The following is a 12,476-nucleotide window of genomic DNA, read 5'->3' as shown; positions in this document are numbered from 1 at the left end:
ATTAGGATTAGGGGGATATGATGCAGACAGTAATCGATGAGCTAATACACTACTATTTTATTGATCCCAGCTATGAAATCGAGTCCGTTCCTTTTGGTTTAACAAACCTCACGAAGATTGTTAAAATCAATGATCAAAAATATGTAGTCCGCATCTACGATCGCTATACGAAAAATATACAAAGCATGGAAATGGAATCGAAAATAACTTCGTTTTTGAGTGGCAGTAATCTTACTTTTCAAGTGCCTGTATTTCTTCGGTCTCTCAATGGGGATGAATACATACAATTAGCAGACGGTACTTTAGGTGCGATCGTATCATTTATCGAAGGCCGTGTACCAGAAATAGTAGAAGCACAACAAGCCTTGAAGTTTGGTCAGGTAGTTGGAGAAATCTCTTCAACACTGAGCAAATATGAAACAGATCTGCTGGATCACCATGGAAAAGCTTTCCCAGATCTTTATGATCTTCATCCACTCGCCCAGCGTAATGATATAACTTCTTTTATTGAGAATCCGCCATTTCACATTTCTGAATCCCACCTGAACTTCTATAAAAATATGATTTTGTCCGTTGAGATGTCTATCTTCCAGCTAAAAAGTTTGCCAAGGCAGCTCGTTCATCATGATTTGCTTATATTCAACCTATTGTCCCAAAACAACAACATATGTGGCGTATTGGATTTTGATTTCACTTCGATTGATGCTAGTTTTATGGAATTTGCCATTAGCCTTAATCATATTTTGCAAATGTCGGATGGATCTTTGGAAATGACTGAAGCCTATATTAAGGGGTATGCCGTTTATCGCAAGGCAACTATTCAAGAAATTAATCATTTGCAGCACTTGACGCAGATTTATCATATTGCAGTTCTCCATATCTATATAGGCCAGCATTACTCAGGAAAATCGATTGAAGCTAACTTCAACTATATACTCCATCAATTTCAAACACGAAATAACTGGTTGAATCAGCATCGTGAGGCCTTGCAAGCACTACTTGAATTGTATCTGGTTTGAGAAATTCTGGGCTCAAGCACCGATTGATATACAAAAAGTACGTATCGTTAGCCCCATTTATTAATCAAGGTGCGATTGATGAATGCGCGAAAAAAGCTTTTGAGAAAGAAGGCTTAAAAGCACTAGTGTCGATCGCACCTTTCATCAGTAGAGGTATATTAAATGATTGTACCGAAAGCAGTGCTATAGCGAAAAACTGAAGGATGGACGTAGAGTCAGTCTTCCAGCGATAGCTTTAAAGAACGTTTGGGAATCCGCTGCAATTCGGGTTCCTTTTTCTTATGCTTAAACAGCAGAGGATGCAATGTTTGACTTGTTTTATATGTATAATGTAAGAAAGACAAGCAGGATGTTAGAAGGGAGTATTTCATTGACTCTACAACAATTAAAATATGTAATTGAGGTTGCCAATCGAGGCTCCATTAATGAGGCAGCCAAGCGGTTGTTTATTTCTCAGCCTAGTCTTTCCAATGCCATTAAGGATCTGGAAGAGGAAATGCAGCTAGAGATTTTCGAGAGATCCAATAAAGGAATTTCACTTTCTAAGGAAGGTGTTGAGTTTTTAAGTTATGCAAGGCAGGTCGTTGAGCAGGCGGAATTGTTGGAAAGCCGTTACCTAAATGCCAAGCCTTCGCCGCAGCATTTTTCGGTTTCTACTCAGCATTATGCTTTTGCTGTGAATGCATTTGTCAGTTTGGTTCGCGAGTATGGCCAGGAAGAATATGAATTAACATTGCGTGAGACTAAAACCTACGAAATTATTGAAGATGTTAAAAGCCTGCGCAGCGAGATAGGAATCTTGTATCTTAACGAGTTCAATGGGAAGGTCATCAATAAGCTGCTCAAAACGGCGAATTTGCAGTTTATTAGCTTATTTACAGCTAAGCCTCATATTTTCATCAGCATTAATAATCCGTTAGCCAATCAATCCATCGTGACCATAGACCAGCTTCAAAATTATCCTTATTTGTCCTTTGACCAAGGCGAATACAATTCTTTTCATTTTTCAGAAGAAATTTTAAGTACGATGACTCATAAAAAAAGCATCCGTGTAAACGATCGGGCAACGCTGTTCAATCTCCTGATTGGACTAAACGGATATACGATATCGACGGGTGTCCTAAGCGCTGATTTAAACGGAAATGAGATTATTCCAGTACCGCTCGATTGCGAGGAGACGATTAATGTAGGTTGGATTTCACAGCGAAATGCTTCCTTATCCAAGCTCGGATCGGCCTATATTGAGGCGCTCAAACAAGCGATTGGCAAATAAAAGTGCGGGTATAGCTTAAGGCTATGACTAGATATAGTTTAATCCAGTTACACTATAACAGTGAATACGTGTTATCTTTCTTGTAACAATTTGTATAGGAGTGTTACGAGATGGTGAAAAGCAGTGTTTTGGGATATCCACGTATTGGTGCGGATCGGGAATGGAAGAAGGCGCTAGAAGCGTTCTGGGCAGGCAAGCTTGAAGAATCAGAGTTCCATGGCAAGCTTCAAGAAATCCGTTTGAATCATTTGCGCAAGCAGCAGGAGAAAGGCATCGACCTTATCTCGGTCAATGATTTCAGCTATTACGATCACATTCTTGATACAGCAACAATGTTCGGGATCATTCCGAAGCGCTTCACATATGAAGGCGGTTCAGTACCACTGTCGGTTTATTATGGCATTGCCCGCGGAACGAAGGATGCAACGGCAAGCGAAATGACCAAGTGGTTTAACACCAACTATCACTACATCGTACCTGAACTGGACGGAGCAGCACCTGTACTTACAGAGAATAAGCCGCTTATCGCATATTTGGAAGCTAAAGAAAAGCTCGGTATCGAGGGTAAACCTGTTATTGTCGGCCCATTAACCTTCTTGAAGCTGTCAAAAGGATATAGTCAATCAGAGACGGATGCTTGGCTGGATCGATTGCTGCCGCTTTATGTGCAGATCCTGCAAGAGCTTGAAAAAGAAGGCGTTCAGTGGGTACAAATAGATGAACCAATTCTTGTAACAAAACTTAGCGATGCTGATCGCAGTCGCCTAAAAAATATTTATACCACGCTTGCTGCATCGGTAACTAATCTAAACATCATGCTGCAAACGTATTTCGAATCCGTAGAAAACTATACTGACATCGTTGCGTTGCCGGTCAAAGGAATTGGGCTTGACTTCGTACACGGTTTGTCCGCAAACTTGTCATTCATTAAGCAATTTGGCTTCCCTCAGGACAAGGTTCTAGGTGCAGGAGTCATTGATGGCCGCGGCATCTGGAAAGCGTCACTTCGCGATAAATTGGCATTGTTGAAAGAGTTGGCTGAAGTCGTAACGGCTGAACAGCTAATTGTACAGTCATCCTGCAGCCTGCTTCATGTTCCAGTCACAGTGCAAAATGAGACTAAGCTATTGCCTGAACTAAAGGGTGCTCTAGCATTTGCAGATGAGAAGCTGGATGAGATTGTTCTTCTTGCGAAAGCAGTTACTTCAGAAGATGCTTTCATTACTGCCGAGCTTGAGAAATGTGATGCTGCTCTAGAGGCGCTTAAGCAATCAGGCGAGCGCAATCGGAGCAACATTCAGCAAGCCGTAGCCGCTATTAGCGAGCAGAATCCAACACGCAATCTGCCATTTTCTGAGCGTCATATTGCACAACAGAAAAAATGGCAATTGCCGATTTTCCCAACGACGACAATTGGCAGTTTCCCGCAATCCGCAGAGGTGCGCAAAGCCCGTCAACAATGGCGCAAGGGTGATTGGAACAATGAACAATACGCTAGCTTCATCCGTGAGCAAATCGATATCTGGATTAAGCTTCAGGAAGAAATCGGACTGGATGTACTTGTGCATGGCGAATTTGAACGGACAGATATGGTTGAGTTTTTCGGTGAGAAGCTTGCGGGCTTTGCGTTCACTCAGTTCGGATGGGTACAGTCGTATGGCTCCCGCTGCGTGAAGCCGCCAATTATTTTTGGAGATGTAGCGTTTGAAGAAGCAATGACTGTCGAGGAAACGAAGTATGCTCAGTCGAAGACTGAACGTCCAGTTAAAGGAATGCTTACGGGACCGATCACGATCATGAACTGGTCGTTCGTCCGTGATGACATTACGCGTGAGCAAATTGCTTACCAGCTTGCCTATGCACTTAGACAAGAGGTAGAAGCGCTTGAGCAAGCGGGCATTGGGATGATTCAGGTTGATGAGCCTGCGGTTCGCGAAGGTCTGCCGCTTAAGGAAGAAGACCAAGCCAACTATTTAGCTTGGGCTGTCAAAGCATTCCGCGTGACTACATGCACGGTTCAGGATACGACGCAAATTCACACGCATATGTGTTATTGCGAGTTCCATGACATGATTGATTCCATTGAAGCGATGGATGCAGATGTTATCTCCATCGAGACTTCACGCAGTCATGGTGAATTGATTCATAGCTTTGAGCTGAATACTTACAAGCTGGGTATAGGTTTAGGCGTATACGACATCCACAGCCCGCGTATTCCGCGAGTGGAGGAAATGACGAGTATGATCGAACGCGCTTTGCGTGTGCTTGATCCGAAGTTGTTCTGGATTAACCCAGACTGCGGACTTAAAACACGTGGACTCGAAGAAACAGTTGATTCCTTGCGCAATATGGTTGAAGCGACACAGATCGCCCGTGCGAAACATTCTTTGCAGGTGTAAGCTAGGTTTTTAATAACGAATAGAGAAGAGCAGGCTGCCATGGCAGTCTGCTTTTTTTGATAGGCTCAGATCCGATTTTGTTTTATAAATAAAATAGAATTAGGCTGATTTCTCAAGTATGATACGATAAACGAAACGAATTGATTGTAAAAGGAATGAATATCATGGATAAGCTTCATACAGCCATTAGTTTAAGAGAAGCAGGGAAACTGGAAGAAGCAAAAACATTGCTGATAGATTTAGTCAAAGAAGAGCAGCAGAACTCTTCGATATGGTATCAACTTGCTTGGGTTCATGATGCTATGGGACTCGAAAGGGAAGCTGTGCCTTTTTATGAAAAATCATTGGAACTAGGATTAGTAGGAAAAGAAAGAGAAGGGGCATTGTTAGGCTTAGGTAGTACATATCGTACTTTAGGCATGTATGATGAATCAAAACGTATATTTGAAGCAGCAATAAAAGAGTTTCCAGAACGTAGAGAGTTTCAGGTGTTTTATGCGATGGTTCAATACAACTTGAAGGCTTATGACAAGGCAATGGAAATTTTATTGAAGCAATTAGCCGAAACGAGCGCTGATGAGGGAATTCAGTCGTACAAGAGAGCTGCCCTTTTTTATTCAGACAAATTGGATCAGGTATGGGACTGATCCAGCCTGCTATTGTCCAACTATACGGCGACAGACTAGGACGTCATAATGACGCCTTAGTCTATCGCCGTTTTTATTTATTCGGATCAGCCGAAACAAATAAGGTTTTGTATCGTCTAACAATTAGTGTAAATTTTACCATTAAAACGGTTTACGTTGATTTGCAGGAGGGGGAGCAATACGAATGAAACAAAATGGATTGAAATTAATAATGAGAATGGGGCGCGTCTTTCTGGCTGGATGTCTGATGTTGCAGCTGCTTGTTGGCGTCGCTTCAGCCAATACGCCGGAGAAGCTGGCATCTGGCGGCAGCGTTAACGCGAGCAGCAAGGTCGATCATTCGCTGGCTTTCACAGCAGACATGCAGGATGCATTAAAGGAAGCGGAGCAATTGCTATATGATCAGAAGCCGTTCTCGGATTGGGCGGCGATCGGATTTGCAAAGAACGGCCGAGCCGTTCCAAAAGGCTTTCTGGAGGAGAAAGCAGATGTCATATTAAACAATGGCGGAAGATTTGATACGTATATAGATATGACAAGAACGGTGATCGCTTATGCTGCTGCTGGCGGCAGCAACATTAACAATATCGCTGGCCTTGATTTTTTCTCAGCCGTTTTGAACAATCCTGATCTTGAGAAGAAGGGGATATATGAACTCGTACCCGCTTATGTCGTGGCGAAGAGTTCCAGTCCCTACTCTCCTAATTCAAACCCTTTCTGGTATCCTGACGCGTTTTCTCATATCATCACAAATCAGCAGCTGAAAGATGGAAGCTGGTCCGAGTCCGTTAATGGGAAAGGCAGTGCTATGGCAACGGCTGTAGCTTTGACAGGATTGTCACTCATTTCGAGAACGCAGAATCGGGAGCTGACGGAGTCAGAGCAGAAAGCGCTGGAGTGGCTGCGCATGCAGCAATCAGTCGACGGCGGTTTCGAATTCAGCACAGCGGCGACAGCCCAGGTTATCATTGCACTGTCATCGCAACGAATGGACGCGGCTGCGTTCGCGCAGCAGGGAGGCGTTCAGCCGCTCGATTTTCTGATGTCTCGTCGATTGGATGAAGGTGGATTCTCGGAGCGCAGCGATGGCGTTTTGGATATGACGGCGACGCTCCACGCTTATTTGGCGTTAACCGCTTATAAGCTGTATGTGAACGGCAAAGAACGGCTGATCGATGACTTGAATTCGGCTGCGGGCAGCGCGATTATTCAGATCGAGGGGCCTGCAGGTACGATTGCACAAGGACGCGTTCCAAGTGGCGGTAAGGCGATTGATACGGCTCTTGCTTTCCTTAAGCAAGAAGGAATTGCCTATGAGACGAAGACAGCTTCTTCCGGGGAGAAGGCAATCACCTCGATTAAAGGCATCGATGCCCTGCAATACGGCGGAAAGAACGGATGGAAGTTCGCTGAGTACAGTAGATATGGCAGTTGGATGTTCCCGGAAAATGCTAGCAGCGGGAATGTTCTTAATGATAGAAGTCGATTGCTGCTTTATTATGGTTCGGATACAACCGAGGTTATCGACTTAGTCGTGGTTAATGGCTCAAATGTAAATGGCCAACTAGCAGAGGGACGGCCTTCAGCAAATTCTCCTTTCGAGCTGTTCGTTAAGAAAGCGAATCGTAAATCGGGTCAACTGCTGGCGCCGAATATAACGGTGACAGTCGGTGGGAAGACGATGGTGACCGATGCGAAAGGAAAAGTGGCTTTTGCAGGTATGCCATCCGGAGTGCATGTTGTCACTCTTACCGCGTATCGAAAGGATGCTGCGCCTGCTGTGGCCAAAAATCTTTACTATTTATCGGTCTCTGCTCCTCCGTTGGCTGACTTTAAGGATGCTAATCAAGTTGCTGGCTGGGCAAGAGAAAATATGGCATATGCACTTTATGAAGGTTATATCCAGGGCGTAAGCGTGAAGGATAATGTGCTGGCTCCGAAAAAGACGTTGTCTCGCGCAGAGTTCGCAGCCATGCTGCTCCGCTTGGTACACGGCGCTACGGATCAGCCTGCTGGCAGCTCTCCCTTCAATGATGTTCCAGCGGGCAAATGGTACAGCGACGAGATCGCAAGAGCTGCAAAGCTCGGCATTACTGACCGTACGTCCGGTCGGTTCGAGCCAGAGCGTACGATTACCCGCGAAGAGGCAGCGATGATGTCCGCAAATGCTGGTCGTTTAGCAACCTTCGGCAGTGAGGGCYGAATGGCGTTCAGCGACATTAAGGGTCTATCCGCGACGAGTCTCCACGCTATCCAAGCCGTCAACGAGTATAAGGTGATGGTCGGCAGCGACGGCAAGTTCAATCCGCGGCAGACGCTGGTCCGAGAGCAAGCGGCGGCGATCCTTTTGAGGCTGCAGAAGCTGCTATATCCCGAGAAGTACTTAGATTGATCATGCAGCACTCTGCTCAATGGCTATGCATTCATTTTCCTATTCGAAGTCTGCTATTCCCAGTATTGGACCAGTCAAACCACCCACAAACGCTTGCTCAGGTTCAAAGAGGAGAAGCGAAGGAGGAAATGGTGTTATAATCAATCTATACAAAACGAATTGCCTTGAAAAAAAATGGGAACCATCTAGGTGATAAATGGCATTTATGACTTTTTTCCATTAGATGACCATGCAATAACGAAGATAAACGACACAAGAATATAGGAGATACGATGACTGAGGAAACAGCATTAGATAAAACAGGTTGGAACTTTGACAACAGTTATGCACGGCTGCCGGACTCGTTTTTCACAAAAATGAGTCCGCCGCCTGTGCACTCTCCGCAGTTGAATATTATGAATGAATCGCTCGCAAAATCACTGGGGTTAAATGTTCAATCTCTTCTAAGCCAGGACGGTGCTGCTATGCTTTCTGGCAACGAGATTCCCGAAGGCGCTTTGCCGCTTGCTCAAGCTTATGCTGGGCATCAATTTGGACATTTTAACAGATTAGGGGATGGCCGTGCCCTATTGCTGGGTGAACAAATTACGCCTACAGGTGAGAGGTTTGATATTCAGTTTAAAGGTTCTGGCAGAACGCCATACTCCCGCGGAGGCGACGGCCGGGCGTCACTTGGACCGATGCTTCGCGAATATATTATAAGTGAGGCTATGCACGCGCTTGGTATTGCTACCACTCGCAGCCTCGCCGTTGTCACAACTGGCGAGCCTGTATACCGCGAGACGGAGCTGCCGGGTGCAATTCTGACCCGCGTGGCTTCCAGCCATCTGCGCGTTGGCACTTTTCAATATGTTGCCCAGTGGGGTACGGCTGAAGAACTTAGACAACTTGCTGATTACACTTTGCAAAGGCATTACCAGGAGGTTGGCGAAGCTGAGAATCGCTATCTTCGCCTGCTGCAAGAAGTGATTAAGCGTCAGGCAGCGCTAATCGCCAAATGGCAGCTCGTTGGTTTTATCCACGGTGTGATGAATACAGACAATATGTCGATTAGCGGAGAGACCATTGATTATGGGCCTTGCGCCTTCATGGATGCCTATGATCCCGAAACGGTATTCAGCTCCATTGACGTTCATGGCCGTTATGCCTATGGCAACCAACCGCGTATCGCTGCGTGGAATCTCGCGAGATTTGCTGAGGCGCTTTTGCCGCTGCTGCATGACAATGAAGAACAAGCTATAAAACTGGCAGAGGATGCGTTATCTGGATTTGCAGAGTTGTATCACCAGAGCTGGCTTAGCGGAATGAGAGCGAAGCTTGGAATTTTTAATGAAGAGCTTGAGGACGAAGCTCTCATTACAGATTTGCTGCGCATGATGCAGGAGCATGGTGCAGACTACACGAATACATTCCGCTCGTTCACATTAGATAAACCAGAAGATACAGCTCTCTTTGGCACCGAAGGATTTGCACCATGGTATGAGCTGTGGCAGGCGAGACTTGGCAGGCAGCCGGAATCCAAAGCCGCATCCTATCAGTTGATGGGCGCAAGCAACCCTGCAGTAATCCCGCGCAACCTTCGAGTAGAAGAGGCGCTAGAAGCCGCAGTGAAGCAAGGCGACAACCGTGTGATGGAGCAGCTTCTGAGTGTTCTTTCGAGCCCATACGATCACGCCCGCGAACGGTCTGATTATTACACGTTCCCTGGGGTATCACCCCGTCCATACCAAACTTTTTGCGGTACCTGATATAAAAAAACGGCAGCTCACCTCAATGGTCAGCTGCTTTTGTCTGTTCTGTGCTGTTTTTATCATTCAACACGATTTATAGTATAATGATTACTATTATATGGACGCATAACAGGGAAAGAGGGAACGAATGCCTACTATACTGGTTGCTGATGATGATGCGAACATTCGCGAACTCGTTTGTTTATTTCTACGCAATGACGGATTCGAAACAGCTGAAGCGGGAGACGGCAAGGAAGCACTAGAGGTCTATGCACAGGTGCATATTGATCTTGTCGTACTCGATATTATGATGCCGATTATGGATGGCTGGACGTTGTGCAAGGAGCTTCGAAGAAGCAATCCTGATCTTCCGCTGCTTATGCTGACTGCAAGAGGCGAGACATGGGAGAAAGTGAAAGGCTTCCAGCTCGGGACGGATGATTATTTGACGAAACCATTTGATCCACTGGAGCTGACGGCTCGTGTTGGAGCTCTGCTGAAAAGATACCGAATTGGCTCAACGCAGACGATTCGGCTTGGCAGCATCATTCTTGACCGGAAAACCTATAAAGTGATGAGAGGAACGGAATCACTTGCGTTGCCGCTCAAGGAGTTTGAACTCCTTTATAAGCTCGCTGGAACACCTGGACAAATCTATACGCGTGAGCAGTTGATCGATCAAATTTGGGGGATCGACTATGCAGGCGACGATCGAACGATAGACGTACATGTTAAACGATTGCGCGAACGATTCGCGACGGCAACCGATTTTCATATCGAGACGGTGCGCGGGCTTGGCTACCGGCTTGAGGTGCACGAATGATCAAATCTTTATACACACGAGTCGTCCTCATATTTCTAGTCTCCGTGATCGGGGGCACGATCATTGCTTTTTTTGTGGCAACTTGGGCATTTCAAGAGAAATTGAGTGAAAACTCGCAAATTTTGATGAGTAATTTTGGACAGGATATTACCCGAATTTATGAAGCCATTCCCTCACGTGAAGCGGACAAACTCGTAAGTGGAATGAGGCAGCTCAATTCCTATCATATTCGTATTTATGAAACGACGGATCGGTTCCAGTCCTTCGGAGCGCTGCACGGGCATAAGCCTGCTGCAATAGCCAAGGAACAAGTAATGAAGGTACTGGCTGGAGAAAGAGTTCAGGTTCGTATGAAGGGAGTTACTGTTACTTTCATAGGATTGCCGCTCAATACAGACATGGGAATAAAAGCGATGTTTGTGGAAGCACTCTCCCCTCCATCTGCCTCTACTATACTCAGATGGGGATTATCTTTTGTCGCTTACGCGTTGATTACTGGAAGCTTATTTATTCTAATTGCCTCCATATTTCTAATAAGACCAATCAAGAAGCTAACAAGAGCGACTAGGCGGATAGCATCTGGCGACTTCAACGTCAAGCTGAATATTAAACAAACAGGCGAGCTGGGAACGCTGGCTCGAAGCTTCGAAGAAATGATGCATGACCTGCAGCAATTGGAGCAGATGCGCAGAGAATTCGTTACGAATGTCTCGCATGAAGTTCAGTCTCCGCTCACCTCGATATCCGGCTATGCTATAGCGCTCAAACAAGCAAATCTTGCGGATACCGATCGAAATCGCTACCTGGATATTATTATTGCAGAAGCGAAGCGGATGTCCAAGATGAGTGATAGCCTGCTAAAGCTGAGTTTGCTTGAATCTCAGTCACAACAGATGCGGCTGACCGCATTTAGACTTGATGAACAAATAAGACGAATTATCGTCGCGATTCAGCCGCAGTGGTCGACTCGCAATATTCAATTCGACCTCCATTTGCCTACTGTTATTTTTTCAGCTGATCATGATCTGTTGAATCAGGTATGGACGAATATAATCGGCAATAGCATCAAATTTTCACAGGATGGCGGCATTATTAAAGTGAGTATCCAACAAGATATCAAAAATGTGACCGTCCAAATATCCGACAGCGGCATAGGTATTGCTCCAGAGGATCAGAAGCGTATCTTCGAGCGCTTTTTTAAGGCGGATCGCTCCCACAGCCGTAAATATGAAGGCAGCGGTATGGGACTTGCCATCGTCAAACAGATCGTATCGCTTCATCAAGGTGACATCCGAGTGGAAAGTGAGCCCGGTAGAGGAACGACCTTCATTGTCACCCTGCCAATCATTACTCCGACAGAGTAATTCGATTTATACGATATTAGTCGGCATCGCTCGTTTACTCTATGCTGCGGCAGCCTGTGCAAGCTCTTTGCATGTGGTGCCGTAGCATTTTTTTTGTTGTTCATATTCAGTTCATATTGACGTCACACGGAGTACATCTTCGTCGTATAAGCTTTCTTTAGCGGCCAATTAAGAGTGCCCAACACAGAGATCATGACAGGAGAAGATGAGAGTGAACATACGTGAGGCAAAGAAAATGGATTTGAATTCAGGCAAAAAACCAGTTAGTAAAATGAAAAAAATATTGTTCATTTTACTTAAAGTGCTAGCAGTAATAATTATAGCAATCGTCCTTTTTGTAGCTACAGTATTTGTCGTGAATAAGATAAGCAGCAAATCAGAGGAAGGTAAAATTACACCCTATGGTCAGTCTGTAAAGGTAGACGGGAAAAATATGAATATTTTGATTCAGGGACAAGGGGAAGAAACTATCGTGCTCCTGCCTGGTCAAGGAACAGCGACACCAGTGCTTGATTTTAAGCCGTTAATTGATGAGCTGTCGCCATTTTACAAAGTTGTCGTGGTTGAGCCTTTTGGTTATGGATTAAGTGATAGAACCGACAAAGAACGAACCACAGATAATATTGTAAGTGAAATTCATGAAGCGCTGCAGAGCCTTAATATTGACCGTTTTATTCTAATGGGTCACTCCATTACAGGCATTTACGGCCTCGATTATGTGAACAAATATCCAAACGAAGTGAGTGCATTTGTTGGGATCGATACGAGTGTTCCAACGCAAGGCGGTATGGATAAAAAATTACCATTAGGAACTTTTAAACTGCTCAAG

10 protein-coding genes are annotated in these 12,476 nt (G+C 45.2%); all 10 read left to right on the top strand.

Translation table 11 applies throughout. The annotated features are described in order from the left end of the window. Positions 1-17 precede the first annotated feature (17 nt). A complete protein-coding gene (locus tag AB4Z17_RS03240; protein ID WP_441958104.1) occupies positions 18-1,019 on the top strand; it encodes a phosphotransferase in 1,002 nt (333 codons plus the stop codon). A 370-nt stretch (positions 1,020-1,389) separates the two neighbouring features. Continuing rightward, positions 1,390-2,292: a LysR family transcriptional regulator gene (locus AB4Z17_RS03235; protein WP_076267414.1), complete on the top strand. Its 903-nt coding sequence runs from the start codon at positions 1,390-1,392 to the stop codon at positions 2,290-2,292. A gap of 110 nt (positions 2,293-2,402) precedes the next feature. After that, positions 2,403-4,691: a 5-methyltetrahydropteroyltriglutamate--homocysteine S-methyltransferase gene (gene metE, locus AB4Z17_RS03230; RefSeq protein ID WP_441958102.1), complete on the top strand. Its 2,289-nt coding sequence runs from the start codon at positions 2,403-2,405 to the stop codon at positions 4,689-4,691. Positions 4,692-4,855: 164 nt separating this feature from the next. Further along, positions 4,856-5,338, top strand: coding sequence for a tetratricopeptide repeat protein (locus AB4Z17_RS03225; protein ID WP_441958100.1), 483 nt, complete (start codon positions 4,856-4,858; stop codon positions 5,336-5,338). Beyond that, positions 5,329-5,526: a hypothetical protein gene (locus AB4Z17_RS03220; RefSeq protein WP_441958099.1), complete on the top strand. Its 198-nt coding sequence runs from the start codon at positions 5,329-5,331 to the stop codon at positions 5,524-5,526. The genes AB4Z17_RS03225 and AB4Z17_RS03220 overlap by 10 nt, the downstream gene beginning before the upstream one ends. Then, on the top strand, positions 5,523-7,730 hold the full coding sequence (locus tag AB4Z17_RS03215; protein WP_441958097.1) for an S-layer homology domain-containing protein: 2,208 nt from the start codon (positions 5,523-5,525) through the stop codon (positions 7,728-7,730). The genes AB4Z17_RS03220 and AB4Z17_RS03215 overlap by 4 nt, the downstream gene beginning before the upstream one ends. A gap of 272 nt (positions 7,731-8,002) precedes the next feature. Further along, positions 8,003-9,478 carry a protein adenylyltransferase SelO gene (locus tag AB4Z17_RS03210; RefSeq protein ID WP_441911409.1) on the top strand — a complete coding sequence of 492 codons (1,476 nt, stop codon included), beginning with the start codon at positions 8,003-8,005 and terminating at the stop codon, positions 9,476-9,478. Between the two features lie 130 nt (positions 9,479-9,608). Then, the gene (locus tag AB4Z17_RS03205) at positions 9,609-10,283 is read left to right on the top strand and encodes a response regulator transcription factor (RefSeq protein WP_441911407.1); all 675 of its coding nucleotides are present in this window, start codon (positions 9,609-9,611) and stop codon (positions 10,281-10,283) included. Further along, positions 10,280-11,647 (top strand): sensor histidine kinase, encoded by a 1,368-nt coding sequence (locus AB4Z17_RS03200; RefSeq protein ID WP_441911406.1) that lies wholly within the window; start codon positions 10,280-10,282, stop codon positions 11,645-11,647. The genes AB4Z17_RS03205 and AB4Z17_RS03200 overlap by 4 nt, the downstream gene beginning before the upstream one ends. 235 nt (positions 11,648-11,882) lie before the next feature. Then, the coding region (locus tag AB4Z17_RS03195) for an alpha/beta fold hydrolase (RefSeq protein ID WP_441958188.1) at positions 11,883-12,476 on the top strand (594 nt) is incomplete at its 3' end.

Source organism: Paenibacillus sp. TAF43_2, from assembly GCF_052113545.1.
Classification (GTDB): Bacteria; Bacillota; Bacilli; order Paenibacillales; family Paenibacillaceae; genus Pristimantibacillus.
The sequence above is the reverse complement of the archived record's forward strand: the minus strand, read 5'-3'. Positions and strand labels throughout refer to the sequence as shown.